Source organism: Streptomyces sp. NPDC041940 (assembly GCF_055589465.1).
On record NZ_JBVJBP010000008.1, the window covers coordinates 99,960 to 126,397 of the forward strand.

Below are 26,438 nucleotides of genomic sequence, written 5' to 3' on the forward strand. Positions count from 1 at the left end.
AGAGAGGGATTTTTGCCGACCCGGGGGGGGGGGGGCGCCGGCCCGAGCAGACCCACCCCCGCAACAAAGGGAGGACTCTCTCCAACCTTTCTGTTTCCCACCCCGGCCCTTTTGATCGACCGAACGGCCGAGGGCCCGTGCTGCCGGTTTCAGCGCTCGAACCGGCGTGACGGCGAACCCGGCGCAGACGGCGGACTGACGAGGCGAGAAGCCGCGCCCGGCCCGCGGCATGGCTTCCACACGCCCCGCCCTTGCTCCCAGCGCCACCACGGGGGCGGCCTCCGCCCACACATCCCCATGTCAGCCTGTAGTCGTCTGATCACTCAACGTAAGGAGCAGTCTCATGAGCATCAAGCACGCCACCGTGACGGCCACGGCCCTCCTCACGCTGCTGGGCACTCTGTTCTCCACAACGGCGACCGCCGCGGCGCCGCCCCAGGGGGACTTCACGGCCAGAGGCGTGAAGATCCACAGCGGCTACAGCACCACATCCTCCGTACGGGGGCACGGCAATCCCGGCGACGGCTACACGCACATGGGCGGGCAGAGCAACGCGGAGAGCGTGCCCTGCCCGGACGGCTCGGTGAAGGACCACTGGACGTACGTCCACAACAACCGGACCCGAGTCGAGGGCTACGTCTCCGACTGCTTCATCAGGGAGTACTGACCCCGGCGGGGCGGCCGGTGCCGGGGGTGCCCCGCCGGACCGCGCCGGCGGGGCACCGTTGGTCACCGCGTGGTGCCGGCCATCTCCGGGACCGGCGCGTCGAGAGCGTCCAGGCCGCGCAGGATGTCCTCGACCCGCTGCTTGGCGTCGCCGAAGAGCATCTGGGTGTTCTCCCGGAAGAACAGCGGGTTCTGCACTCCGGCGTACCCGGCGGCCATCGACCGCTTGAAGACGACGACGTTGGCCGCCTCCCACACATGCAGCACCGGCATGCCGGCGATGGGGCTGGTGGGGTTGTCGGTGGCGGCCGGGTTGACGGTGTCGTTGGCGCCGATGACCAGGACGACCGAGGTGGCGGCGAAGTCGTCGTTGATCTCGTCCATTTCGAGGACGACGTCGTAGGGCACGTTCGCCTCGGCGAGCAGCACGTTCATGTGCCCGGGCAGCCGGCCGGCGACCGGGTGGATGCCGAAGCGCACCTCGACGCCCCGCTCGCGCAGCTTGCGCGCCAGTTCGGCGACCGGGTACTGGGCCTGGGCGACCGCCATGCCGTACCCCGGCGTGATGATCACCGAGGAGGCGTCGCGCAGGAGTTCCGCGGTCTCCTCGGCGTTGATCTCCCGGTGTTCGCCCTGCTCGCCGTCGTCGGCGGCCGGCGCCGGGGTGCCGAAGCCGCCCGCGATCACCGAGATGAAGGAGCGGTTCATCGCCTTGCACATGATGTACGACAGGTAGGCACCGGAGGAGCCGACCAGCGCGCCGGTGACGATCAGCAGGTTGTTGGCGAGCAGGAAGCCCGAGGCCGCCGCCGCCCAGCCGGAGTAGCTGTTCAGCATGGAGACCACCACCGGCATGTCACCGCCGCCGATGGAGGCGACCAGGTGCGCGCCGAGGGCGAGCGCGACCACGGTGACGGCGATGAGCAGGCCGATGTTCGGGCGGGCCACGAACGCGACGGTGAGCGCGACGAAGGCGACCAGGGCACCCACGTTGAGGATGTGCTTGCCGGGCAGCGTCAGCGGGCTCGACTTGATCCGCGCGGACAGCTTCAGATACGCGACGACCGAGCCGGTGAAGGTGACGGCGCCGATGAACACCCCGATGAACACCTCGGCGTGATGGATGCCCAGCAGCGAACCGCTGAGCCCGGGATCGACGTCGAGGTAGCCGTTCCAGCCGACGAACGTGGCGGCGAGGCCGACCAGGCTGTGCATGATGGCGATCAGCTCCGGCATGCCCGTCATCTCGACGACCCGGGCCCGCCACAGTCCGATGCCGGCGCCGACGGCCGTGGCGACGGCGATCAGCACGAGACCGGTGGCGGTGATGCTCCGGGAGGCGAGGCCGACGGTGGCGGCCAGGGCGATGACCATGCCCGCGATGCCCCAGACGACTCCCGAGCGGGAGGTCCGGTGCTGCGAGAGGCCGGCCAGGCTGAGGATGAACAGCAGCGCGGCGACGACGTAGGCGGCCTCTGCGGCCGTGACTGTGGTCATCCGTGATCAGCCCTTCGAGAACATGCCGAGCATGCGGCGGGTGACGGCGAATCCGCCGAAGATGTTGATGCTCGCCAGCAGGATCGCGGCGAACGACAGCACGGTGACGGCGGTGTTCCCCTGCCCGATCTGCAGCAGCGCGCCGACCACCACGATCCCGGAGATGGCGTTGGTGACCGACATCAGCGGGGTGTGCAGCGCGTGGTGCACATGGCCGATGACGTAGAAGCCGATGACGATCGCCAGGACGAACACCGTGAAATGGCCGATGAGTTCACTCGGTGAGAAGGCCGTCACCAGGAACAGGGCGAGCGCTCCGGCACCGACGAGGGCGTACGGCGCCCACGCCGGACGGGCGGGCTTCGCCGAGGTCTCCGAGGGCACGGCCACGGGTTCCGGGACCTCTGCCGGGGCGGGCGCGGCGGACACCTGGACCGGAGGCGGGGGCCAGGTCTTCTCGCCCTCGCGGACCACGGTCATCGACCGCTGCACCACGTCGTCGAAGTCGAGGACGAGCCGGCCGTCCTTGCCCGGGGTGAGCAGCTTCATCAGGTTGACGATGTTGGTGCCGTACAGCTGCGAGGCCTGGGCCGGGAGCCTGCCGGGCAGATCGGTGTAGCCGATGATCGTCACGTCGTTGTCGGTGACGACCGCCTTCCCGGCGACCGTGCCCTCGACGTTGCCGCCCATGGCCGCGGCCATGTCGACGATGACGCTGCCGGGCTTCATGCGCGCGACGTCCTCGGCGGTGACCAGCCGGGGTGCCGGGCGGCCCGGGATGAGCGCGGTGGTGATGATGATGTCGACGTCGGCGGCCTGCTCGGCGTAGAGCTGCGAGGCGAGCCGGTTGTAGTCGTCGGAGGTGGCCTTGGCGTAGCCGTCGGTGCTCACCTCCTGCTCGGCGCTCACCGTCAGGAACTCGCCGCCCAGCGAGCGGACCTGCTCGGCGACCTCGGGCCGGGGGTCGGTGGCGCGGACCACGGCGCCGAGGCTGCGGGCCGCGCCGACGGCCGCGAGTCCTGCGACGCCGGCGCCGGCCACCAGCACCTTGGCGGGCGGCACCTTGCCGGCGGCGGTCACCTGGCCGGTGAAGAAGCGTCCGAAGGCGTGCGCGGCCTCGACCACGGCCCGGTATCCGGCGATGTTCGCCATCGAGCTGAGCACGTCCAGGGACTGGGCGCGCGAGATCCGCGGCACTGCGTCCATGGCGAGCACCGTGACCGGCCGCCGCGTCAGTTCCTCGACCAGTTCGGGGTTGAGGGCGGGGCTGATGAGCGCGATCAGGGTGGCCCCGTCGCGCAGCCGGCCGATCTCCTCACTCGAAGGGCCGTTGACCTTCAGTACGATCTCGGCCGACCACGGGTCCCCGAGGCGGGCTCCCGCCTCCTCGTAGGCCGTGTCGGAGAAGCGGGACGAGGCTCCCGCTCCCGGTTCGACCACCACGTCGTATCCGAGCGCGACAAGTCTCCCCACGGTGGCCGGCGTCGCCGCCACCCTGGTCTCGCCCGCAGTGGACTCGGCGGGTACGCCGATCCGCTGGGGTTCCGGTTCCGCTGGGGCCATCGTCTGCCTCTCCCGTCGTTCTCTGCCGTCGTTCGACTGCCTGTCCTCCTTGGTGCCCGCATCCTGCACCTTCGACGCGGCAACTGTGGCGGACCGTGGTCACATGGCCGAGGAGGTCGTCCTCACACCACCCAGGGGTTGCCGTGGGGCGCGTTTGGGGGTAGAGGAGTGGCGCGCGGGGCCGGAGTCGCCTTGTGATGCGCCATGACACGGCCGCGCGCAGACTGAATGCGTGAGCAGCACGCGCCCGGGGCGCGGCGAGGCCCCGCCCCCCTCCCGATCAGCGCCGCAGCAGCAGACCGTGGCGCTGGCGGCGATGATGTTCGCCGTCGCCATGACCTTCATCGACCAGACCATCGTGTCGATCGCGGCTCCGGACATCGTCCGCGAGCTGAACCTGTCGTCCTCCGGCATGCAGTGGGTGGTGAACGCCTATCTGCTGGCCCTCGCGGCGTTCTTCGCCCTCGGCGGGCGTCTCGCGGACCTCTACGGACCACGCCGGGTCGTCGTGATCGGCACGCTGGTGTTCGTCGTGTCGTCGGTGCTGTGCGGCTGTGTCCCCGAGGGCAGCGCGGCGCAGACCTGGATGATCGTGTTCCGCGCCACCCAGGGGTTCGGGGCGGCACTGCTCTTCCCGGCGGCTCTGGCCGTGGTGGTGGCGGTGTTCCCGGTCGAGAGACGCGGTCGCGCCCTCGCGCTGTTCTTCGGTGTCTCCGGCGCGCTGACCGCGCTCGGCCCGCTGCTGGGCGGCTGGCTCACGAACTGGACCTGGCGCGCCGTCTTCTGGGTCAACGTGCCCGTGGCGATCGTGGCGCTGGTCCTCACCGCGCTGGCGCACATCTCCGACCGGCGGCGGTCCGGCACCCTGGACGTCCGGGGCGCCGCCCTGATCGCGGTCGGCATGGGCCTGAGCGTCCTCGGCTTCCAGCAGGCCTGGTCCTGGGGCTGGGACTCCTGGGCGACCTGGCTCTGCATCGCGGGCGGCCTCGCGGTGCTCTTCGGGTTCGTCCGGTTCGAGCGCGACGTGCAGCATCCGCTGATCGACCTGCGGGTCTTCCGGGACAAGGCGTTCACCGTGGACGCGGCGGTGCTGTTCTTCTCGATGCTCGCCTTCGTACCGCTGTTCTTCTTCACCTCGGTCTACGCCCAGGTGTCCCTGAGCGCCTCGCCGAACCAGGCGGCCCTGTTCCTGCTGTACTTCTTCGTGGGCTTCGCGATCGCCTCGCAGTGGGGCGGCCGGATCCTCGACAAGAAGGGCGCGCGCCCGGCCCTGAAGCTGGGCACGGTGGTGGGCTGCGTCGGGTTCGCCCTGTGGGCGAACAAGCTCACCGACCTGTCCATGCACGACCAGTGGCCGTACGCGGCCCTCGCCGGGGCCGGCATCGGCTTCATCCTCGCCCCGGCCTCCACGGACGCCGTCAACCGGTCCATCGGCGCCTCGTACGGCGAGGTCACCGGCATCACCCAGACGGTGCGCAACTACGCGGCGAGCGTGGGCCTGGCCGTCTACGGCACGATCCTGACGCACGTCACGACCGACAAGGTGGTGCAGACCCTGCAGTCCCGGGGCATGTCCACGGACGACGCGAACACCGTGGCCCGTGACATCACCGAGTCGATCACGGGCAGCGGCGACTCCCAGCCGCCCACCGGCACGGGCCCCGCCGCCGAGGCCACCCGGGACGCGATGAGCGCCATCCGCATGGACTTCGCCGAGGCCAACCAGTGGGTGTTCTACGGCATGGCCATCGCCCTGGGCATCGGATACCTGTGCGCCCTGCGGCACCCGGGCGGGCGGCCGGCCTCGAACGCGGCGGTGGAGGAACCGGTCGGGCAGGCCCACTGAGGGCCGTCAGGTGAACAGGTCGGTGGTCCGCGCCTGGATCTCCTCCGGCGTCAGCTCCTCGATCGGCTGGGAGATCATCCAGAGGTGGCCGAACGGGTCGGCGAGACGGCCGCCGCGCTGCCCGTAGTGCTGGTCGGCGACGGGGTACACCACCGTCGCCCCGCCCCGCAGCATGGCCTCGGCGACGGCGTCGGCGTCGGACACGTCGAGCGCCATGATCACCGGGGAGCCGCCGAGGGAAGGCGGCGCCGGGTCGCCGTCGTCGGCGTCCTTGACCGCGATCACGGTGCCGCCGAGACGCAGCATGGCGTGCACGATCCTCCCCTCGGGGTCGGTGTACCGCTCGATCTCCTCGGCGCCGAGAGCGGTCCGGTAGAAGTCGACCGCCCGGGGGCCGTCGGAGACCACGAGCCGGGCGTAGAGCCGGGTGACGGCCGGGGCGTCGGGCGGGGTGTCGGATGCGCTGTCGGGTGTGTTCGTCATGCCTTCACGATCGCGGGTCCCGGGGGCCGTGGATTGCGGAGCGCGGCCGTCCGGGCGGGGCGTCACCCGCCCGGACGGCCGAACGTGGTCGCGCACGAACCCAGACCGAACCGTTGACGGAGGTACGGGCCCCGCTTATCTTCTGACCGACTTCATGGCCGAATTCACGAACTGCGTTCGATATCACGGACATTGGATCGACAGAGGCGGCTCGTATGCTCCGGACTCCCCCTGCGGTCAGGCGCCGCAGCCCCCTGCTCGGGTGCGTGCTCGCCCTGCTCCTCGCCCTCGTGGCGGCGACCGCCCCGCAGGCGGTCGCGGCGGACGGGCGGCCCTACACCAACCCGCTCAAGTCGGCCAAGGGCGCCGACCCCTGGCTGACGTACCACGACGGCGACTACTACCTGATCACCACGACGTTCACCGGCATCCTCGCGATGCGGAAGTCGCCGACCCTGGCCGGGCTCGCCACCGCGCCGAGCGTCCAGGTGTGGTCGGACACCACCGCGACCCGCGACACCAACATCTGGGCGCCGGAGATCCACTTCCTGAACGGCCGCTGGTACCTGTACTACTCCGCCGGACAGAGCGGTGTGGCCTGCTGCGACTCGCAGCGCACCCACGTCCTGGAGAGCGCCGGTGCCGACCCGATGGGCCCCTACACCTACAAGGGGTCGCTGACCGGGGCGAACCTCACGCCGGGCGGCTGGCTGATCGACGCGAGCGTGCTCCAGGCGAACGGGCGGCTGTATCTCGTCGGCAGCGGCTTCGTGAACGGCGGTACGCAGAGCCTCGTCATCGCGCCGATGAGCAATCCGTACACCCTCGCGAGCAGCGCCTTCACCGTCATCTCCAGCCCGACGCTGAGCTGGGAGCGGTCGGGCTCCCCCGTCAACGAGGCGCCCGAGCCGCTCTACCGGAACGGCCGCACCTTCCTGACATACAGCGCGAGTTCGTGCCAGACGGCCGACTACAAGCTGGGGCTGCTGGAGCTCACCGGCACCGACCCGCTCGCCCCGGCGTCCTGGACGAAGAAGCAGAACCCGGTCTTCCAGCGCGATGACGCGGCCGGTGTGTACGGCCCCGGGCACAACGGGTTCTTCACCTCGCCCGACGGCACCGAGAACTGGATCGTCCACCACGCCAACTCCTCGGCGAACGGCGGCTGCGGCAACGCCCGCACCACCCGTGCCCAGAAGTTCACCTGGAACGCCGACGGCACCCCCGACTTCGGCACACCGGTCGCCCTCGGCACCACGCGCCCCGGCCCGTCCGGCGAAACGGCCACGACCCCGACGTCGTACGCCCTCGTCAACCGCAACAGCGGCAAGTGCCTGGACGTCGCGGGCGGCGCCGGCGCCGATGGCACCAATGTCTTCCAGTGGAGCTGCACAGGCGGCGCCAACCAGAAGTGGCGGATCGAGGACCTGGGTGACGACACCAGCCGGCTGGTCAACGTGGCCACCGGCAAGGTGCTGGACACCGCCGAATGCTCCGCCGCCGACGGCGCCGATCTGCGGCAGTGGTCCTGGCTGAACAACAAGTGCCAGCGCTACCGGCTGGTGTTCACGGCGAGCGAGGACCACGTCCGGATCGTGAACGAGAGCACCGGCAAGGTCGCCGACGTCGCGAACTGCGGCACCGCCGACGGCACCGACGTACGGCAGTGGTCCTGGCTGAACAACACCTGCCAGCAGTGGCGCCTCGTCCCCACCACCTGACCCCCTCCGGAGAACCCCCTTGAGACGCATGGCCGTACGGCTGCTCCTCGCCGTCATCGTCGCCCTCGCGACCTGCCTCGCGGGTGCCCCCGCGCAGGCCGCCGCCCCCGACTCCCCGGCCGTCACGTACACCAACCCGATCGCGGAGAAGCGGGCCGACCCGCACATCTTCAAACACACCGACGGCTACTACTACTTCACCGCGACCGTCCCCGAGTACGACCGCATCGTGCTGCGCCGGGCGACCACCGTCCAGGGACTCAAGTCGGCCCCCGAGACCACCATCTGGACCAAGCACGCCAGCGGTGTGATGGGGGCCCACATCTGGGCGCCGGAGATCCACTTCATCGACGGCAAGTGGTACGTGTACTTCGCCGCCGGGGCCACCAACGACGTGTGGGCGATCCGGATGTACGTCCTGGAGGGCACGGGTGCAAACCCGCTCACCGCCGGCTGGACGGAGAAGGGGCAGATCAGGACCCAGTGGGAGAGCTTCTCCCTGGACGCCACCACCTTCGTCGTGAACGGCGTGCGCTACCTGGCCTGGGCGCAGCGCGACCCGTCCGTGAACAACAACACGGACGTCTACCTGGCGAGGATGGCCAACCCCTGGACGATCACCGGCACTCCGGTGATGCTGTCGCGGCCCACCTACTCCTGGGAGACCGTCGGCTACAAGGTCAACGAGGGCCCGGCGGTCATCCAGCGCGGCGGCAGGGTGTTCATGACGTACTCCGCCAGCGCCACCGACAGCAACTACTGCCTGGGCATGCTCACCGCCTCCGCGAGCGCGAACCTGCTCAGCCAGGCGTCCTGGAGCAAGAGCCCCACCCCGGTGTTCGCCAGCAGCGCCGCGACCAGCCAGTACGGCCCGGGCCACAACTCCTTCACCGTCTCCGAGGACGGCAAGAGCGACGTCCTCGTCTACCACGACCGCGGCTACAAGGACATCAGCGGCGACCCGCTGAACGACCCCAACCGCCGCACCCGCGTGCAGAAGGTGTACTGGAAGGCCGACGGCACGCCGGACTTCGGCATTCCGGTGGCCGACGGGGTCACCCCGCAGCGCCTGTCGTCGTACAACTTCGCGGACCGCTTCGTCCGGCACTGGGAGTACCGCGCCCGCATCGAGGCCGGCGTTTCCCCGCTCGCGGACTCGCAGTTCCGCGTGGTCGCCGGTCTGACCGGCAGCGGGACCGTCTCGCTGGAGTCGGCCAACTTCCCCGGTTACTACCTGCGGCACAGGAACTTCGAGGTGTGGCTGGAGAAGAACGACGGCACCGCGCGCTTCGCCTCCGACGCCACGTTCCAGCGGCGCGCCGGGCTCGCCGACGCGGCGGGCGTGTCGTACGAGTCGTACAACTACCCGGGGCGATACGTCCGCCACTGGGAGTACCTGCTGAACGTGCAGACGGTGAGCACAGCGACCGACCGGGCTGACGCCACCTTCTACGCCCAGTGACGGAAGGCTAAACGCACGTAATGCCCTGATTGTCTTCCCGGTGGGAGGGGCACTCAGGGCATGTGCGCATACAAGACGGCGAACGACCGCGCAGGGTTCTGCTGACCGGGTGGTTCAGCTTCCGGGACAGGGAGGCGACCGCCGGGGACGTGCTGGCCCTGCGCCGCGTGGAGGACGTGCTGCGGGGGACGGGCATCCCCTACGACGTCGCCTGGAGTCCCGGTTTCCGTCCGGAGGCCCTGCATCTGGAGCGGCTGTGGCCCGAGGACTACACCCACCTGGTGTTCGTGTGCGGCCCCTTGCACGGGCCGCAGGTCGAGGAGCTGCACCGGCGGTTCGCGCACTGTGTGCGGATCGCCGTGGGCACCTCGGTGATCGACCCCGGCAGCACGGCCGTGACCGGCTTCCACCGGGTGCTGCCGCGGGACGCTCCCGACCGGGAGCCGGTGGAGGATCTGGCGGCCCGCGCCCCGGACGTGCCCGCCCGGCCCGTCGTCGGGGTGATCCTCGCGCACGGGCAGCACGAGTACGGGCAGCTGAGACGGCACGGGCAGGTGGCCGAGGAGGTGACGCGGTGGCTGGCCGGGAAGGACTGCGGCAGGCTGGAACTGGAGACGCGGCTCGACACGCACGACTGGCATCTGAGTGCGACGCCGGCGCAGCTCCAGTCCGTGCTGGCCCGGATGGACCTCGTCGTCACCGACCGGCTGCACGGGCTGGTGATCGCGCTGCGGGTCGGCACGCCGGTGCTGGCCGTGGACCCGGTCGCGGGCGGTGCCAAGCTGACCGCACAGGCCCGGGCCTGCGGCTGGCCCGCGCTGGTGGCCGCCGAGCGGCTGGACGTGCGGCAGTTGGACCGCTGGTGGGACTGGTGCCTGACCGGCGGCCGGGTGACCGCGCGGCAGATCCGCGACGGTTTCCGCGAGGGCACGGTGCCGGACAGCGCCGACCGGCTCGTCGAGGCGCTGGCCCGGCCGGTCGCCGGTTAGCTCCGTGACCTCACCGGGCATCCGCATCTACGTTCCCCGCTGAACTTCCCCGCTTCCCCCGCCGCACGTCCCCCCGGGAGGAGAGACGGTCCGGCCGTCCGGAAGGAGAGAGCGTGTCCATCGGCCGACTTCCCGATCACGAGCAGCGCATCCTCGACGAGATGGAACGCGCCCTGCGCCGCGACCGCCGCCTCGACCGCCGGCTGCGCACCCTGCGGGTGCGCCGTCGCCCCGACCCCGCCCGCGTCCTGGCCCGCCTGGCCGGCTACCGCCCCCGCGTCTGGACCGTGGTGGTCCTGTTCGCGGTGTCGGTCGGCCTGCTGGTGGCCGGGATCGTCACCTCCGAGCCGGGGGTGATCTGGGCGTTCGCCGCGATATGCCCCCTGACCCTGTACGCGGCGTTCCGGCTGATGTGCCGGTGGTGCGGGACCCCTACCTGACGCCGTCCGGCCCGGGACCGGCCGTGTAGGCCTCCTGGATGGGGCGTTCATCGGCCAGGACACGGCCCTTGGGCGGCCCGTCCAGCACCGCGCGGACCGCCGTCATCAGGTCCGGGGCGACATGGTCCGCACGCACCGTCTCCCCGGGGCGGGTCCGTGCGGTCGGTACGAGGATGCCGCGGGCACCGGCCCGGCGAGCGGCCTCCATGTCGGCGTCGTTGTCGCCGATGACGACGAGGCCGGTGGGTGCGGTGCAGATCCGCCCGGCCGCCAACAGCAGCATGCCGGGGTGGGGTGCGCGGCAGTGACAGCCGTCGCCGGGGCCGTGCGGGCAGACGGCGAACACGTCGAAGGGGCCGAGAAGTTCGTCGACGCGGTGATGGACGCGGCGGACCTCGGCATCGGTCAGCGGTCCGTATGCGACACCGGGCTGCCGGGTGACGACGCCGGTGCGGATACCGCGGGCGCGCAGCAGGGCGAGCGCCTCGCGGGCGCCCGCGACGGGGCGTACGCGGCCGGGGCCGGAGTTGTGGGGTACGTCCTCCACCAGGGTGCCGTCACGGTGGAACAGCACGGCCTTCACCGGGTTCACGGTGCGGTCCCCTCCTGCCAGGCGGGCGCGTGGCGGTGGCGCCAGGCGCCGGTCAGCCGGTGCCAGGTCGCGGCGGGCGGGATGAGCACGCTGGTCGCCACCATGGTCGTCACTTCGTGGCGGGTGCGCGGGCCGAGCGCGATGCGGGTCCGGGCGAACTCCGCCGTGCCGGCCGCCCAGCCGACCGCGCAGGCCGTCGCGGCCCGTCCGTGCCCGGCGGCCGCGAGGGCGCACGCGGCGACACCCGCGGTCGTGATCGCCGCGTGGGCGCGGATCCGGCCGCGCGGCGCGACCGCCTTGTCCCACCAGTCGGGACCGTGCAGATGCCGCATGAGGGCGTCGTCCGCGTTGCCGCGCTGCTGGCGCACCGACACCCAGCGGGAGGCGGGGTGCACGGGGTGCCGCGTGGTGCGGCGGCCCTGCCGGATGCGCCAGCCCGCGTCGAGCACGCGCAGCGCGAGGTCGGCGTCCTCGCGGAAGGCACGCCGGAAGCGTTCGTCGAAGCCGCCGACCTGCTTGAGCGTCTCCGTGCGGTACGCCATGTCGGAGGTGATCCAGTGGGCGCGGGCGAGTCCCGCCGTGCCGCGTTCCCAGTCGGTGGGGCGGCGTTCGCCGGGCAGCGGGACGGCGATGACGCCCTGGACGCCCGCGATGTCGGGCGACGCCTCGGCGAGGTCCTCGGCCAGCTGATCGCACCAGTGGGGCCCGACCTGGACGTCGTCGTCGAGGAACACGGTCCACGGCGCCGTCACGGCCCGCAGCCCGGCGTTACGGGCGGCGGCGGGCCCACGACCGCCGCCGCCCAGCACTGTGGTGCGCCCCCGCAGGTCGCCCAGCACGCTCAGCGGATGCTCCAGTTGCCCGGGGCCGGGGTCGGTCCGGTCGTCGACAAGGACGATCTCAGCGGGCCGCGGGCCGGTCGCGGCGGCGAGCGCCGCGAGAGAGTCGGCGAGGGTGTCCCGTACGAGAGTCGGGATCACGACGGCGTACGAGGTCATACGGCTGTGCTCCGTCCCGGGCGGTGTGCGGGGCCTTCGGTGCTGGCGAGTGCCGCGGTGCGGCCTTCTCAAACACGGTGCGGCCTTCTCAAACACCAGGTCAGGCCCGTCGGGAGACTTTCCGGCCCCTAGAAACCGCGCGTGCACCCGCCCTGTGCGGCCCGGGGTCCGGTATGGGCCGAGTGGGTGAGCCGTACCCGAGCGGGCCGCTGGACGGCATGGGTTCCCTACGATCGGGACGTGGCGAACATCCTGCTCGAACGGACGGTCCCGCTCCCCCTCGACGAGGCGTGGCGGCGGATCACGCAGTGGCGGCGGCACGGGGACGGGGTGCCCTTGACGAGGGTCGGGCCGGTCCCGGCCGGGCCGACCCGCGTCGGCACTGTCGTCATGGCCCGCACGGGCGTCGGACCGCTGTCCTTCGACGACCCGATGGAGGTCACGGTGTGGGAGCCCCCGGAGGACGGGGCCCCGGGGATGTGCCGTCTGGAGAAGCGGGGCCGGGTGGTGCTGGGCTGGGCGGAGCTGGAGGTCCGGCCGGGGCCCGGCGGCCGTGCCCGCGTGGTGTGGCGGGAGGAGATCCGGATCCGGCTGCTGCCGTCGTTCTGCGACGGCTTGGTGGGGAGTTCGGCGCGGTATGTGTTCGGCCGTGCGCTGAACCGCCTGCTGAGACGGGCGTGACGGGCGCCGGGAACACCGGGCCGGTCTCCGGAGCGCCTCAGGCCACGGACCCGATCCGCCCCATCGCCCCCGGCCGCGGCTCGTGGTGGATCGGCGTGTGGGCCCCGGTGAGTGACACCCCGCTGCCTCCGCGCCGGCCGGCGACGATCTCGGACGCGATGGACAGGGCCGTCTCCTCGGGCGTACGGGCCCCGAGGTCCAGGCCGATCGGCGAGTGCAGTCGGCTCAACTCCAGCTCGGTGACGCCGACTTCCCGCAGCCGGGCGTTGCGGTCCAGGTGGGTGCGCCGGGAGCCCATGGCACCGACGTACGCCACCGGCAGGCGCAGCGCCAGCTTCAGCAGGGGCACGTCGAACTTGGCGTCGTGGGTCAGCACGCACAGGACGGTGCGGGCGTCGGTGTCGGTGCCCTCCAGGTAGCGGTGGGGCCAGTCGACGACGATCTCGTCGGCCTCCGGGAAACGCGTCCGGGTCGCGAAGACGGGCCGTGCGTCGCACACCGTGACGTGGTAGCCGAGGAACTTGCCCATGCGGACCAGTGCCGACGCGAAGTCGATCGCGCCGAAGACGATCATGCGGGGCGCCGGGACCGAGGACTCGACCAGGACCGTGAGCGGTGCTCCGCAGCGTGAGCCCCGCTCTCCGATCTCCAGGGTGCCGGTGCGGCCGGTGTCCAGGAAGGCGCCCGCCTCGGCGGCGACCGTACGGTCCAGTTCCGGATGGGCGCCGAAGCCGCCGTCGCGGGAACCGTCGGGGCGGACCAGCAGGGCCCGGCCCGTCAGTTCGGGCGGGCCCGACACGATCCGCGCCACCGCCGCCGCCTCCCCTTGGGCGGCGGCAGTGAGCGCGGCGGCGACCACCGGCCGGACCGGATCGGCGGCCCGTACCGGGGTGACCAGGATGTCGATGACGCCGCCGCAGGTCAGGCCCACGGCGAAGGCGTCGTCGTCGCTGTAGCCGAAGCGCTCCAGGACGGTCTCGCCGTCCCGCAGTGCCTGTGCGCACAGTTCGTAGACCGCGCCCTCCACGCAGCCGCCGGAGACCGAGCCGATCGCCGTGCCCTCGGCGTCCACCGCGAGCGCGGCGCCGGGCTGCCGGGGCGCGCTGCCGCCGACGGCCACCACGGTGGCCACGGCGAAGTCACGGCCCTGCCCGACCCACCGGTTCAGCTCCTCGGCGATGTCCAGCATCTGTCTCGGTCTCCTTAAGGCTGCGGGGCTGGTGCGCCGGGCGTCAGTGGACGCCGAGCCAGCTCTCGATCGGGTTGAGGGCGAAGTACACGAGGAACACCGCCGTCAGGATCCACATGAAGGCGCCGATCTCGCGCCATTTGCCCTGGGCGGTCTTGATGGCGGCGTAGGAGATGACGCCCGCGGCGACACCGGTGGTGATGGTGTACGTGAACGGCATCAGGACGACCGTCAGGAACACCGGGACAGCGGTGGCCCGGTCGGCCCAGTCCACGTGCCGGGCGTTCATCAGCATCATCGCGCCGATGACGACGAGGGCGGCGGACGCGACCTCCTGCGGCACGATCGCGGTGAGCGGCGTGAAGAACAGACAGGCCGCGAAGAAGGCTCCGGTGACGACCGAGGCGAGGCCCGTGCGCGCCCCCTCCCCGACACCCGTCGCCGACTCGATGAACACCGTCTGGCCCGAGCCGCCGGCCACGCCTCCGATCGCGCCGCCGGCCCCGTCGATGAACAGCGCCTTGGACAGGCCCGGCATCCGGCCCTTGTCGTCGGCGAGCTTGGCCTCGGTGCCGACGCCGATGATGGTCGCCATCGCGTCGAAGAACCCGGCGAGGACGAGGGTGAAGACGATCATCCCCACCGTCATCGCGCCGACCTCGCCCCAGCCGCCGAACTCCACGTCCCCGAAGAGCGAGAAGTCGGGCATGGACACCGCGCTGCCGTGCAGTTCGGGTGCGCCGCCCTGCCACTGCCTGGGGTCGATGACGCCGGCCGCGTTCAGGACCGCGGCCACGATCGTGCCGCCGACGATGCCGATGAGGATGGCGCCCGGGATGTTCCGGGCCTGGAGCATGAAGATCAGCAGCAGGGTGCCGGCGAAGAGCAGGACCGGCCAGCCGGCCAGTTCACCCGCCGGGCCGAGCGTGACGGGAGTAGCCTTGCCCTGGTGCACGAAGCCGGACTTGTAGAAGCCGATGAGGGCGATGAACAGGCCGATGCCCATGGTGATGGCGTGCTTGAGCGCGAGCGGGATCGCGTTCATGATCATCTCGCGCAGGCCGGTGACGACCAGCAGCATGATGATCACGCCGTACATCACGCACATGCCCATCGCCTGCGGCCAGGTCATCTCGGGCGCGACCTGGGAGGCGAGGACTCCGGAGACGGACAGGCCCGCGGCGAGGGCGAGCGGCACCTTGCCGACGAACCCCATCAGCAGCGTGGTGAGGGCCGCCGCGAACGCGGTCGCGGTGATCAGGCCCTGCTGCGCGAGGGTGTCCCCCGCCGCGTCCTTGCCGGACAGGATCAGGGGGTTGAGCAGGAGGATGTACGCCATCGCCATGAAGGTCGTGACACCGCCGCGCACCTCACGCGCGACCGTCGATCCTCTGTGGGATATGTGGAAGTACCGGTCGAGCCAGGACCGTCCGGCCGGGACGCGGGTGCCTTCGCCCGCGTCGTCGGCTGTGGTTCTCGGCTCTACTGACTGCTGGGTCATGTGGGCCTACTCCCAAGTTTCATAGGGGGTTGGGATGCACGACCCGGGGGACGGCCCGAGACGAACGAAGGGGGTCCGGGAGACAGGGGGAGCTGTCCCCCGGACGGAACTCTCCTGCTCAGGCCTGGGAGAGTGACGTACCCGTGAGGTGCTCGGGCCGTACCGGAGTCCGGTTCAGCTCGAGCCCGGTCGCGTTCCGGATGGCCGCGAGGACCGCCGGCGTCGACGACAGGGTGGGTGCTTCGCCGATGCCGCGCAGCCCGTACGGGGCGTGCTCGTCGGCGAGTTCGAGGACGTCGACCGGGATGGTCGGGGTGTCGAGGATGGTCGGGATCAGGTAGTCGGTGAAGGAGGGGTTCTTGACCTTCGCCGTCTTCGGGTCGACGACGATCTCCTCCATGACGGCCACGCCCAGGCCCTGTGTCGTGCCGCCCTGGATCTGGCCGAGCACGGACAGCGGGTTGAGCGCCTTGCCGACGTCCTGGGCACAGCCCAGCTCGATGACCTTCACCAGCCCGAGTTCGGTGTCGACCTCGACGACGGCACGGTGGGCGGCGAACGAGTACTGCACATGCCCGTTGCCCTGCCCGGTGCGCAGGTCGAAGGGTTCGGTCGGCCGGTGCCGCCACTCCTCCTCGACCTCGACGGTCTCGCCCTCCAGGACGTCGGCCAGGTCGCCGAGGACCTCGCCGCCGTCCGTGACGACCTTGCCGCCCTCCAGCAGCAGCTCGGCCGTGGCCCAGGCCGGGTGGTACGACCCGAACTTGCGGCGCCCGATCTCCAGGACCTTCTCGCGGACGAGCTCGCAGGCGTTCTTCACGGCGCCGCCGGTGACGTACGTCTGCCGGGAGGCGGAGGTCGAACCGGCGCTGCCCACCCGGGTGTCGGCCGGATCGATGGTCACCTGCGTGACGCCCAGCTCGGTCCGGGCGATCTGCGCGTGCACGGTGACACCGCCCTGCCCGACCTCGGCCATGGCCGTGTGGACCGTGACGACCGGCTCACCGCCCACGACCTCCATCCGCACCTTCGCGGTCGAGTAGTCGTCGAACCCCTCGGAGAAGCCCACGTTCTTGATGCCGACCGCGTAGCCGACACCGCGTACGACGCCTTCCCCGTGCGTCGTGTTGGACAGGCCGCCCGGCAGCTGCCGTACGTCGGCGCCCTCGCTGGACTCCCACTGGCGCTCCGGCGGCATCGGCATCGCCTTGACGCGGCGCAGGAGTTCGGCGACCGGGGCCGGGGAGTCGACGGGCTGCCCCGTCGGCAGGAGCGTGCCCTGCTCCATGGCGTTGAGCTGCCGGAACTCCACCGGGTCCATGCCGAGCTTCTTCGCCACCTTGTCCATCTGCGCCTCGTAGGCGAAGCACGCCTGGACCGCGCCGAAGCCGCGCATGGCGCCGCAGGGCGGGTTGTTGCTGTAGAGGGCGACGGCCTCGATGTCCACGTCCTCGATCACGTACGGGCCGACGGACAGCGAGGAGGCGTTGCCGACGACCGCCGGGGAGGCGGAGGCGTAGGCGCCGCCGTCCAGGACGATCCGGCACTTCATGTGGGTGAGCTTGCCGTCGCGCGTGGCACCGTGCTCGTAGTACAGCTTCGCCGGGTGGCGGTGGACGTGCCCGAAGAAGGACTCGAAACGGTTGTAGACGATCTTGACGGGCTTGCCCGTGCGCAGCGCCAGCAGGCAGGCGTGGATCTGCATCGAGAGGTCCTCGCGGCCGCCGAACGCGCCGCCGACGCCGGACAGCGTCATGCGCACCTTGTCCTCGGGCAGGCCGAGCACGGGCGCGATCTGGCGCAGATCGCTGTGCAGCCACTGGGTGGCGATGTAGAGGTGGACGCCGCCGTCCTCCTCGGGGACGGCGAGGCCGGACTCGGGGCCGAGGAAGGCCTGGTCCTGCATGCCGAAGGTGTACTCGCCCTCGACGATGACATCGGCCCGCCGCCGTGCGGCGTCGACGTCACCGCGGATGATCGGCTGGCGGTGGACGATGTTCGGGTGCGGGACGTGCCCGGCGTGGTGGTCGTCGCGGCCCTCGTGGACGAGGATCGCGTCCGGCGCGGTCGCGGACGCCTCGTCGGTGATGACGGGCAGTTCGCGGTAGTCGACCTTGATCTTCGCGGCGGCGCGGCGGGCCGTCTCGGGATGGTCGGCGGCGACGATCGCGACCGGCTCTCCGTGATGGCGGACCTTGCCGTGGGCGAGGACCGGGGTGTCCTGGATCTCCAGGCCGTAGTTCTTCACCTCGGTGGGCAGGTCGTCGTACGTGAGCACGGCGTGGACGCCCGGCAGGGCCAGTGCCTCGCTCGTGTCGATGGACACGATCTCGGCGTGCGCGACGGTAGACCGCAGGATCTGCCCCCACAGCATGTCCTCGTGCCACATGTCGGACGAGTACGCGAACTCGCCGGTGACCTTGAGGGTGCCGTCCGGGCGGAGCGTGGACTCGCCGATGCCGCCCTTGGTCCGGGAGCCCTGGGTGATCTTCGTGGGTGCGCCGTTGGTGGGCATGCTCAGACCGCCTCTCCCTGCCGGGCGGCCGCCAGGCGGACCGCGTCCATGATCTTCTCGTAGCCGGTGCAGCGGCAGAGGTTGCCCGACAGCGCCTCGCGGATGTCCGCGTCGCTCGGGTCGGGGTTCCGCTCCAGCATCTCGTCGGCGGCGACCAGCAGTCCGGGGGTGCAGAAGCCGCACTGGACGGCGCCGGCATCGATGAACGCCTGCTGGATCGGGGAGAGTTCGGTGCCCTCGCCGGTCTGCGAGTCGGTGCCCTTGGCCTGCCACTCCTGGGCGCTGCGCAACGACGTGCCGCAGGCCCCCGTCGCGCAGCCGCTCTCCGCCCGCTGCCGGGCGAAGTCCGCGAGCCCCTCGACGGTGACGACCTCGCGGCCCTCCGCCTGCCCGGCGGCCACCAGGCACGAGCACACCGGCACCCCGTCGAGCCGGACCGTGCAGGAGCCGCACTCGCCCTGCTCGCAGGCGTTCTTCGACCCGGGAAGGCCCATGCGCTCCCGCAGCACGTACAGCAGGGACTCGCCCTCCCAGACGTCGTCGGCTTCCTGCGGACGGCCGTTGACCGTGAAGTTGACGCGCATTACGCAGCTCCCTCCGTCAGGCGGCGGGCGCCGCGGTAGGACTCCCAGGTCCAGGTCAGCGTGCGGCGGGCCATGACGCCGACCGCGTGGCGGCGGTAGCTCGCGGTGCCCCGGACGTCGTCGATGGGGTTGCAGGCGGCGGAGCACAGGTCCGCGAACTGCTTGGCGACCGACGGGGTGACGATCTTCCCGTTGTCCCAGAAGCCGCCCTCCTCCAGAGCGGCGTTCAGGAACTCCTCGGCGGCCTTGGCCCGAATGGGCGTCGGGGCGGCCGAACCGATCCCCGTCCGCACGGTCCGCGTCTCGGGGTGCAGCGCGAGCCCGAAGGCACAGACGGCGATGACCATGGCGTTCCTGGTCCCCACCTTGGAGAACTGCTGCGGCCCGTCGGCCTTCTTCACGTGCACGGCCCGGATCAGCTCATCGGCCGCCAGCGCGTTGCGCTTCACGCCCGTGTAGAACGCGTCGATCGGGATCCGGCGCGACCCGCGCACCGACTCGACCTCCACCTCGGCACCCGCCGCGAGCAGGGCGGGGTGGGCGTCGCCGGCCGGGGAGGCGGTGCCGAGGTTGCCGCCGACGCCGCCGCGGTTGCGGATCTGCGGGGAGGCGACCGTGTGCGAGGCGAGGGCGAGGCCCGGCAGTTCGGCGCGCAGGTTCTCCATGATCTTCGTGTACGGCACGGAGGCGCCCAGCCGTACGCTCTCCTCGCCGACCTCCCACTCGGAGAGATCGCCGACGCGGTTCAGGTCCATGAGGTACTCGGGCCGGCGGTGGTCGAAGTTGATCTCGACCATCACGTCGGTGCCACCCGCAATCGGCACAGCTGTGGGGTGCTCGGCCTTCGCGGCGAGCGCCTCCTCCCAGCTGGCGGGGCGAAGGAAGTCCATGACCGGCTCTCTTCTCCGTCTTCTCGTGCTTCTCGTGGGGCGTTCAGATTGAGCCAATCCGTGTGCGGCGGTCCCGGCTCGTTCATGTGCTGTTTACGCGTAGTGGCCTCAGTACACAGCGCGGTACTCCGACGGGGTCAGTCACGGAAACCATGAAGGAGTTGGCTGGCCAGGACAGGCATCTTGTAGATTCGTATGAACGGAGGGCATCAGAAACCTCCTCGTTCTCCTGTGGAAACGCGCGACACAGCCGCGTGACCTGGAACACAGCCGGGGCAGGGGTTTGATTTCGAGACAAAGAACGGCGGCGACGAGAATGCGGCTGCGCGCACTGCTGGACACCGACGCGCTGGGCCTCAAGCTGCTCGGCGGCGAGGAAGAGCTGGACCGCACGGTGCGCGGCGTGATGACCACCGACCTGCGCGACCCCAGCCGCTACCTCTCGGGCGGCGAACTGGTGCTCACGGGCCTGGCCTGGCGCCATGACGCCGAGGACTCGGAGCCCTTCGTGCGGATCCTGGTGCAGCAGGGCGTGACGGCCCTCGCCGCGGGCGAGGCCGAGCTCGGAGACGTCCCGGCCGACCTGGTCACGGCCTGCGCCCGGCACCGTCTGCCCCTCTTCGCGGTGCACGAGTCGGTGGCGTTCGCGACGATCACCGAGCACGTCGTACGGCAGGTCTCCGGCGAGCGCGCCGGAGACCTCGCGGCGGTGGTCGACCGCCACCGCCGGATGATGACCTCGGGCCCGGCGGGCGGCGGCCCGGACGTGGTCCTCGACCTGCTCGGCTCGGACCTGGACCTGCGGGCCTGGGTCCTCGCCCCCACCGGCCGGCTGATCGCGGGCTCGAAGGCCGCCGGCCCCTCCGCCCTGCCCGCCGAGACCTGCGGGCACCTTGCGGCGGAACACCTGACCGCCACCCGCACGGGCCGCCGCGCCCCGCACCGCGTCGTCCTGGGCGGCACCACCTACTCCCTGTTCCCGATCCGCTCGACGGGCCGCTCCGCGCAGACCGCCCGCGATGCCCGCGAGACCCTGCTGTCCGACTGGCTGCTGGCCGTCGAGGCCGACGCCGGGGACTGGGCCGAGGAGCGGCTCGACCTGCTGCACGGCGTCACCCAGCTGATCGCGGTCGAGCGGGACCGCCGCGACGCGGCCCGCACGGTCCGCCGCCGTCTCGCCCAGGAGGTGCTGGAACTGGTCCAGGCGGGCGCGGCCCCCGCCGAGATCGCCGCCCGCCTGCGCGTGGCCGCGCCGGTGCTGCTGCCCGGCCTCGGGGCCGCGCCGCACTGGCAGGTGGTCGTGGCCCGCGTCGACTGGGACGGGGACGAGATCGAGTGCGGCCCGGTGGCGCAGGCGCTGCTGGAGGAGATCCTCGTCGACCCGCTGTCGTCGGGCCCGGAGCACTCCGACCGCATCGCCGTGGCCCACACCGGCGACGAGGCCATCGCCCTGGTCCCCCTGCCCGCCGTCGCCGCGGAGCACGACGGCTCCGAGACCGGCGTCCTCGCGGACGTACTCCTGGAATCCGTACGGGACCCCCTCACGGCGGGTCTCGACGGCGACGGCCACCTCACCCTCGGCGTCAGCGCGGCCGTGCACTCGGCGGAGGGGCTGCGCGGCGCACTGGAGGAGGCCCGCCACGCCCGTCGGGTCGCGGCGGCCCGCCCGGGCCGGGTCTGCGCGGCGGGCCACCAGGAACTGGCCTCGCACGTCCTCCTGCTCCCCTTCGTCCCTGACGACGTCCGCCGCGCCTTCACGGCCCGCCTCCTGGACCCCCTCCGGGACTACGACCGCCGCCACCGGGCCGAGCTGATTCCCACCCTGGAGGCGTTCCTGGACTGCGACGGCTCCTGGACCCGCTGCGCCGGCCGCCTCCACCTGCACGTCAACACGCTGCGCTACCGGGTCGGACGGATCGAGCAGTTGACGGGACGGGACCTGTCGCGCCTCGAGGACAAGCTGGATTTCTTCCTGGCCCTGCGCATGAGCTGAGACAAGGGGTGTCCCGTGCCAAACATGGGACGCCCCTGAGTCCCACGACTTTGTGAAATCCTTCACCCACCCCCTTGGCCCGGCCCCGCGATTCGTGCTGAGATGCCGCCACCACTCAACAGCTCGATGGCGTGCTCGGGGAGGGCAACGTGGCGCATACCGCCATGTCTGGTAACGGAACGACCTCTGGTGACGATCCCCTCCAGACCGCGGTATGGCGGCTGCGCTCACGCGGGTGCTGGGCCGACGCGGCCGCCCTGCTGCTGCCGGACACACCCGCGGCGGCGCTCCAACGCGCGTCGTTGCTGGTGGAACGGTGTCTGTACACCGAGCGGGGCTGGGAGGAGGCCGAGGACGCGCTGCGCACGGCCGAGGCGCTGGCCCACACCGACGACGAGCGGGGCGCGGCCGCTTGTGAACGCGGTTACTTGGCCTACGCCTCGACGCTGCTCGTGGTGCGGGACCGGGCCGACGAGGCGCGGGCCGCGCTGGGGCGGGCGGCCGCGCTGATCCCTCCGGGGGCGTCGCAGCGGGCCCTGCTGGACTTCCGTCGCGGTCTGCTGGCGGAGAACCTGACGAGTGCCCCGCAGGCGGCGCGGGCGGCGTACCGCCGTGCGCACGCGGGGGCCACGGCGCATGACAATCCGCTGCTGCTGTCGTTCACATGGCGCCATCTGGCCGGACTCGCCCTGCGGGACGGGGAGTTGGCGGAGGCCCGCCACGGCTTCGCGGAGTCGCTGCGGATCCGGGAGGAGCTGGGGTATCTCGTCGGTACGGCGCCCGCGCTGGTGTCCCTTGCCGACACGGAGACCGAGCCGGAGGCGTCCCGGCTACGGGAGGAGGCCCGGCGGCTGTTCCGGCTCCTCGGGGGCGTACCGACCTGGCTGGCCCGGCAGTTGGCCCCGCTGCCACCGGCGGCGACGGCGTGAGCTCGTGACGGGGTACTCGGCGTCGTAGCCGAGGCCCGGGCGGGTCCGCGGCCCGGCGCGGCGGGGTGCCGCTGCGCCGGCCCCCTCAGCCCGCGCCCGTGAAGTGCTCCCCCACCAGTACCCGCACCACGTCCAGGTCCCGGGCGACCAACGCGTCCAGCAACGCCGTGTGCTCATGCGCGTCCGCCACCAGTTCGGCCCGCCCCCGGCCACTCGGCCCGCCCCCGACCAGCGGCCACTGCGCCCGCCGGTGCAGGTCCTCCGCGATCTGGACCAGCTGCTCGTTGCCGGAGAGGGACAGCACGGCCCGGTGGAACACCCGGTCGGAATCCGCGTAGGTCGCTCGGCAGCCGGAGGACGCCGCGCGGACCGTCGCCTCGGCGAGAGGGCGCAGCCCGGCCCAGCGCTCGGCGGGAACGGTACGGGCCAGCTTCAGCATCACCGGGACCTCGATCAGGGACCGGATCTCGGCCAGTTCCGCCAGCTCCCGCGCCCCCCGCTCGACCACCCGGAATCCACGGTTCGGCACGACCTCGACGGCACCCTCGATGGCCAGCTGCTGCATGGCCTCCCGCACCGGCGTCGCCGACACCCCGAACCGCTCGCCCAGCACCGGCGCCGAGTACACCTCACCGGGCCTCAGATCCCCGGCCACCAGCGCGGCCCGCAGCGCGTCCACGATCTGCCCGCGCACGGAGGACCGCTGGATGACGGCCCTGGACCGCGGGAGGGCCGGCTCACCATGCGTGTGCTCACCGCGCACCGCCCCGTCGGCCCGAGCCCCATCGGCCCCGGCAGCCCCGGCCTGTCGCGGCACCCGGGCCTGCCCGGCCGGCACAGCAGACCACGGCTCCTCCGTCCCGGCGGAGCCCTGCGCGCCCTGCTTCAAGGGTCCTCCTCCGGACGTATCCCTACTTGGGGTCATTACGGCGGGTTGTCACTTGCCCGTCAAGCACCATAAGCGTCTCGAGCGCCAGTTCAAATCCCAGGGATCTTGAGTTAGGTTAGGCTTACCTCTGAGTAGATCGGTGATCGCATGCCCGAGCCCCTTTCGGCAGTCTCCGGCGCCTACGCCCGTCTGGCCGAGGTCCTCCCGGGGCTCGCCGTCACCGAACTGACCCCCGGGGACGCCACCCCGCAGGGTGGCGCCTGGGTCACGGCCACCGACCTCGCGGCCGCCGGCCCCGCACTCGACGCCTTCCTGTCCTGGGACGAGGACCAGGTACAGCGGGACTACGGCCTGCGGGCCCGCCCCGACGTCGTCGCCAGCTTCGGCCTGCACCGCTACGCCTGGCCCGCCTGCCTCCTGATCACCGTCCCCTGGTTCCTGAACCGCCGTGTGCCCCGCTACCCGGTGACGCACGTCTCGTACGACCGCACCGCCCCCGGCCACCCCATCGGGCGGATGGCCGTCCGCCCGGCCGGCTTCGCGTGCCTGCCCGGCGACGAGGCCGCCACGCTGCCCGGCGCCCGGGTCGTCCCCGACGAGGAGGCGCTGCGGGCCGAGGTGCGGTCGGCGGTCGCCGAGCACCTGGAGCCGGTCCTGACCGGTTTCGGACCCCGGATGCGGCGTCGCGGCCGGGCCCTGTGGGGCATGGCGACCGACGAGATCGTCGAGGGGCTCTGGTACATCGCCCAGCTGTTCGGCGAGATCGAGGAACGGCGCGCGACGCGCGAGCTGGAGCTGCTCCTGCCCGGCGCGACCAAGCCGTACGTGGGCACGGCGGCGTTCCGGGAGCTGACCGGCCCCGGCGGCGAGGCGCTGCGCACCCGGGACCGCGCGAGCTGCTGCATGTTCTACACGCTGCGCCCGCAGGACACCTGCGCCACCTGCCCGCGCACTTGCGACGCCGACCGGGTCACCAAGCTGCTGGCCACCGCCAGTTGAGACACCCTCAGAAAGAGCCGGCTCCTCCCGTAGGATCATCGCCAAAACGCGCAGCAACTTTCCGGGGAACCACCCGTACGGGTAGTCTTGTTCGAACTCAACTCCCGCCCCTCACGCGGCAGTTCGAGCAGAACGCCGCCCTGAACATTCCCTTGCACTTCCTTGGCGGCCTCTTGCCCCGAAACCCCCTGAGGGACGTCGGGATTGGGCCACTATGGCGGGCGTTACGCCCTATCCCAATGCAAGGGACCCCCAGATGAAACTGACCGACATATCGCTGAACTGGCTGCTTCCGGGCGCCGTGCTTCTCCTGGGCATGCTGGCGGCGATAGCGGTTCTCGCGCGCGGCAAGCGCTCCTCGGTCAAGGACACGAGCGCGGACGATTCCTGGGAGCGCAGCGAAGAACGCCGCAGACGCAAGGAGGCCCTCTACGGCACCGTCTCCTACGTCCTCCTCTTCTGCTGCGCGGCCGTGGCCGCCGCGCTCTCCTTCCACGGCTTGGTCGGCTTCGGCGAGCAGAACCTCGGCCTCAGCGGCGGCTGGCAGTACCTCGTCCCGTTCGGCCTGGACGGCGCCGCGATGTTCTGCTCCGTGCTGGCGGTGCGCGAGGCCAGTCACGGTGACGCGGCGCTCGGCTCCCGGATACTGGTCTGGACGTTCGCCTTCGCCGCGGCCTGGTTCAACTGGGTGCACGCGCCCAGGGGCATCGGCCACGCGGGCGCCCCTCATTTCTTCGCCGGCATGTCCCTGTCGGCGGCGGTGCTCTTCGACCGCGCGCTGAAGCAGACCCGCCGCGCCGCCCTGCGGGAGCAGGGCCTGGTGCCGCGCCCGCTGCCGCAGATCCGTATCGTCCGCTGGCTGCGGGCTCCCCGGGAGACGTACAGCGCCTGGTCGCTGATGCTCCTGGAGGGCGTGCGCAGCCTCGACGAGGCGGTCGACGAGGTGCGCGACGACAAGCGCAAGAAGGACGAGGCCCGGCAGCGGCGGCGCGACCAGCAGCGCGTGGAGCGGGCCCAGCTGAAGGCGATCAGCCGCGGCCACCGCGGCCACTTCGGACGCGGGGGCGGCCGGCAGCTGGAGGTGCAGGTGGAGCGCGGCTCCTCGCAGGTCACCGCGGAGCCTGCCATATCCGCGCCGGAGCCGCTGCCCGTCCGCTCGCGTCCCTCCCTGCAGCCCGCTCGCAAAGGAGCTGACCCGGTGACCGTGGACCTCACCGCCGAGGACGACACCATGGCACTGCCGCGTCTGGACTCCCTGGAGCGCAAGCTCAAGGACCTGGAGCAGCAGTTCGGTTAGTCCGGCCGAACCGAGCCGGGAAGGGGGCGTGGCCTGCGGGCCGCGCCCCCTTCCCGTTCACGCCGCCTCGGCCTCCAGCTCGAACCAGACGGCCTTGCCCACTCCGTGCGGCCTGACGCCCCAGGCGTCCGCGAGGGACTGCACAAGGAACAGGCCCCTGCCGTTCGTACCGTCGTCGGCGATCGGTACGCGCAGCCGGGGTCTGCGGGCCACGAAGTCCCGTACCTCCACCCGTAGTCCACGCGGTCCGACCGTGGCCGTCAGGAGCGCGTCGCGATCGGTGTGGACGATCGCGTTGGTGACGAGTTCGCTGGTGAGCAGTTCCGCTACGTCCGATCGCCCGGTCCTCCCCCACTGCCCGAGCATTTCCCGCAGGGCCCTGCGGGCTTCCGGCACGGCCCGCAGGTCCGCCCGCCCGAGTCTGCGCCTCAGCTGAGGCACGGGCACCTGCTCCGTGTCGTCGTCGGTCTTGTCGTCCGCCGTCTTCGCCGAGAAGGCCCCGATCGTTATGGGACCGCCTCCTCGTGCCTGCCTCTCCATGACCCCCGCCCGCGCGCCGATGTCGGTTCCCCTCCTGCCTCGAACACGTTCACGGGGATCCATGCCCGATCGGACACGCGGCAGTCATGTCGAGTCGTCAACGACCGAGTGTTCGGCCAATCGGACGGGACCGGCGGGCCGGGTTGCGGGCCGCTGAGCGGTACTGCGGATGCG

Annotated in this window: 23 protein-coding genes; 11 read left to right on the forward strand and 12 right to left on the reverse strand. The window is 71.7% G+C overall.

Going from position 1 to position 26,438, the window contains the following annotated elements; all coding sequences use genetic code 11:
- Window positions 1-343: 343 nt before the first annotated feature.
- The gene (locus ACZ6I3_RS16270) at window positions 344-667 is read left to right on the forward strand and encodes a hypothetical protein (protein ID WP_469415153.1); all 324 of its coding nucleotides are present in this window, start codon (window positions 344-346) and stop codon (window positions 665-667) included.
- Between the two features lie 62 nt (window positions 668-729).
- Here ACZ6I3_RS16270 and pntB read toward each other — a convergent pair whose 3' ends face one another.
- Both pntB and ACZ6I3_RS16280 read right to left on the reverse strand, forming a co-directional pair.
- Complete coding sequence (gene pntB / locus ACZ6I3_RS16275; RefSeq protein ID WP_469415154.1) at window positions 730-2,163, reverse strand: Re/Si-specific NAD(P)(+) transhydrogenase subunit beta; 1,434 nt, start codon at window positions 2,161-2,163, stop codon at window positions 730-732.
- A 6-nt stretch (window positions 2,164-2,169) separates the two neighbouring features.
- Window positions 2,170-3,726, reverse strand: coding sequence for a Re/Si-specific NAD(P)(+) transhydrogenase subunit alpha (locus ACZ6I3_RS16280; RefSeq protein ID WP_469415156.1), 1,557 nt, complete (start codon window positions 3,724-3,726; stop codon window positions 2,170-2,172).
- Between the two features lie 316 nt (window positions 3,727-4,042).
- Between ACZ6I3_RS16280 and ACZ6I3_RS16285 the strand changes: the two genes are divergently transcribed.
- Window positions 4,043-5,572 (forward strand): MFS transporter, encoded by a 1,530-nt coding sequence (locus tag ACZ6I3_RS16285; RefSeq protein ID WP_469415395.1) that lies wholly within the window; start codon window positions 4,043-4,045, stop codon window positions 5,570-5,572.
- Between the two features lie 6 nt (window positions 5,573-5,578).
- On the opposite strand, the gene ACZ6I3_RS16290 is transcribed toward ACZ6I3_RS16285, so the two are convergent.
- Complete coding sequence (locus ACZ6I3_RS16290) at window positions 5,579-6,055, reverse strand: VOC family protein (protein ID WP_469415157.1); 477 nt, start codon at window positions 6,053-6,055, stop codon at window positions 5,579-5,581.
- Window positions 6,056-6,270: 215 nt separating this feature from the next.
- On the opposite strand from ACZ6I3_RS16290, the gene ACZ6I3_RS16295 reads away from it, so the two are divergent.
- From ACZ6I3_RS16295 to ACZ6I3_RS16310, 4 genes are all read left to right on the forward strand, one after another.
- A complete protein-coding gene (locus tag ACZ6I3_RS16295; protein WP_469415158.1) occupies window positions 6,271-7,776 on the forward strand; it encodes a family 43 glycosylhydrolase in 1,506 nt (501 codons plus the stop codon).
- A gap of 19 nt (window positions 7,777-7,795) precedes the next feature.
- On the forward strand, window positions 7,796-9,238 hold the full coding sequence (locus ACZ6I3_RS16300; RefSeq protein ID WP_469415159.1) for a family 43 glycosylhydrolase: 1,443 nt from the start codon (window positions 7,796-7,798) through the stop codon (window positions 9,236-9,238).
- Window positions 9,239-9,300: 62 nt separating this feature from the next.
- The gene (locus ACZ6I3_RS16305; protein ID WP_469415161.1) at window positions 9,301-10,227 is read left to right on the forward strand and encodes a polysaccharide pyruvyl transferase family protein; all 927 of its coding nucleotides are present in this window, start codon (window positions 9,301-9,303) and stop codon (window positions 10,225-10,227) included.
- 113 nt (window positions 10,228-10,340) lie between these two features.
- On the forward strand, window positions 10,341-10,667 hold the full coding sequence (locus ACZ6I3_RS16310) for a DUF3040 domain-containing protein (protein WP_469415163.1): 327 nt from the start codon (window positions 10,341-10,343) through the stop codon (window positions 10,665-10,667).
- Here the strand turns inward: ACZ6I3_RS16310 and ACZ6I3_RS16315 are convergent.
- Window positions 10,660-11,259, reverse strand: a complete 600-nt coding sequence (locus ACZ6I3_RS16315) for a D-glycero-alpha-D-manno-heptose-1,7-bisphosphate 7-phosphatase (protein WP_469415164.1) — start codon at window positions 11,257-11,259, stop codon at window positions 10,660-10,662. The genes ACZ6I3_RS16310 and ACZ6I3_RS16315 overlap by 8 nt on opposite strands.
- Window positions 11,256-12,257, reverse strand: a complete 1,002-nt coding sequence (locus tag ACZ6I3_RS16320; protein WP_469415166.1) for a glycosyltransferase family 2 protein — start codon at window positions 12,255-12,257, stop codon at window positions 11,256-11,258. Before ACZ6I3_RS16320 ends, ACZ6I3_RS16315 begins: the two co-directional genes overlap by 4 nt.
- A 240-nt stretch (window positions 12,258-12,497) precedes the next feature.
- On the opposite strand from ACZ6I3_RS16320, the gene ACZ6I3_RS16325 reads away from it, so the two are divergent.
- On the forward strand, window positions 12,498-12,938 hold the full coding sequence (locus tag ACZ6I3_RS16325; RefSeq protein ID WP_469415168.1) for an SRPBCC family protein: 441 nt from the start codon (window positions 12,498-12,500) through the stop codon (window positions 12,936-12,938).
- A gap of 37 nt (window positions 12,939-12,975) precedes the next feature.
- Here ACZ6I3_RS16325 and ACZ6I3_RS16330 read toward each other — a convergent pair whose 3' ends face one another.
- From ACZ6I3_RS16330 to ACZ6I3_RS16350, 5 genes are all read right to left on the reverse strand, one after another.
- Window positions 12,976-14,127, reverse strand: coding sequence for an XdhC family protein (locus ACZ6I3_RS16330; protein WP_469415169.1), 1,152 nt, complete (start codon window positions 14,125-14,127; stop codon window positions 12,976-12,978).
- Window positions 14,128-14,170: 43 nt separating this feature from the next.
- Window positions 14,171-15,628, reverse strand: a complete 1,458-nt coding sequence (locus ACZ6I3_RS16335) for an NCS2 family permease (RefSeq protein ID WP_469415170.1) — start codon at window positions 15,626-15,628, stop codon at window positions 14,171-14,173.
- 118 nt (window positions 15,629-15,746) lie between these two features.
- Complete coding sequence (locus tag ACZ6I3_RS16340; RefSeq protein ID WP_469415171.1) at window positions 15,747-18,143, reverse strand: xanthine dehydrogenase family protein molybdopterin-binding subunit; 2,397 nt, start codon at window positions 18,141-18,143, stop codon at window positions 15,747-15,749.
- A gap of 2 nt (window positions 18,144-18,145) precedes the next feature.
- Window positions 18,146-18,727 carry a (2Fe-2S)-binding protein gene (locus ACZ6I3_RS16345; RefSeq protein WP_469415172.1) on the reverse strand — a complete coding sequence of 194 codons (582 nt, stop codon included), beginning with the start codon at window positions 18,725-18,727 and terminating at the stop codon, window positions 18,146-18,148.
- The gene (locus ACZ6I3_RS16350; protein ID WP_469415174.1) at window positions 18,727-19,617 is read right to left on the reverse strand and encodes an FAD binding domain-containing protein; all 891 of its coding nucleotides are present in this window, start codon (window positions 19,615-19,617) and stop codon (window positions 18,727-18,729) included. Before ACZ6I3_RS16350 ends, ACZ6I3_RS16345 begins: the two co-directional genes overlap by 1 nt.
- Before the next feature lie 316 nt (window positions 19,618-19,933).
- Between ACZ6I3_RS16350 and ACZ6I3_RS16355 the strand changes: the two genes are divergently transcribed.
- Both ACZ6I3_RS16355 and ACZ6I3_RS16360 read left to right on the forward strand, forming a co-directional pair.
- On the forward strand, window positions 19,934-21,610 hold the full coding sequence (locus ACZ6I3_RS16355) for a PucR family transcriptional regulator (protein ID WP_469415175.1): 1,677 nt from the start codon (window positions 19,934-19,936) through the stop codon (window positions 21,608-21,610).
- Between the two features lie 164 nt (window positions 21,611-21,774).
- Complete coding sequence (locus ACZ6I3_RS16360; protein WP_469415176.1) at window positions 21,775-22,539, forward strand: hypothetical protein; 765 nt, start codon at window positions 21,775-21,777, stop codon at window positions 22,537-22,539.
- 85 nt (window positions 22,540-22,624) lie between these two features.
- Here ACZ6I3_RS16360 and ACZ6I3_RS16365 read toward each other — a convergent pair whose 3' ends face one another.
- Window positions 22,625-23,428: a GntR family transcriptional regulator gene (locus ACZ6I3_RS16365; protein WP_469415177.1), complete on the reverse strand. Its 804-nt coding sequence runs from the start codon at window positions 23,426-23,428 to the stop codon at window positions 22,625-22,627.
- A 147-nt stretch (window positions 23,429-23,575) separates the two neighbouring features.
- On the opposite strand from ACZ6I3_RS16365, the gene ACZ6I3_RS16370 reads away from it, so the two are divergent.
- Window positions 23,576-24,427, forward strand: a complete 852-nt coding sequence (locus ACZ6I3_RS16370; RefSeq protein WP_469415178.1) for a (2Fe-2S)-binding protein — start codon at window positions 23,576-23,578, stop codon at window positions 24,425-24,427.
- A gap of 256 nt (window positions 24,428-24,683) precedes the next feature.
- Window positions 24,684-25,724 (forward strand): DUF2637 domain-containing protein, encoded by a 1,041-nt coding sequence (locus ACZ6I3_RS16375; RefSeq protein ID WP_469415179.1) that lies wholly within the window; start codon window positions 24,684-24,686, stop codon window positions 25,722-25,724.
- Window positions 25,725-25,781: 57 nt separating this feature from the next.
- Here ACZ6I3_RS16375 and ACZ6I3_RS16380 read toward each other — a convergent pair whose 3' ends face one another.
- A complete protein-coding gene (locus ACZ6I3_RS16380) occupies window positions 25,782-26,264 on the reverse strand; it encodes an ATP-binding protein (protein WP_468199046.1) in 483 nt (160 codons plus the stop codon).
- Window positions 26,265-26,438 lie beyond the last annotated feature (174 nt).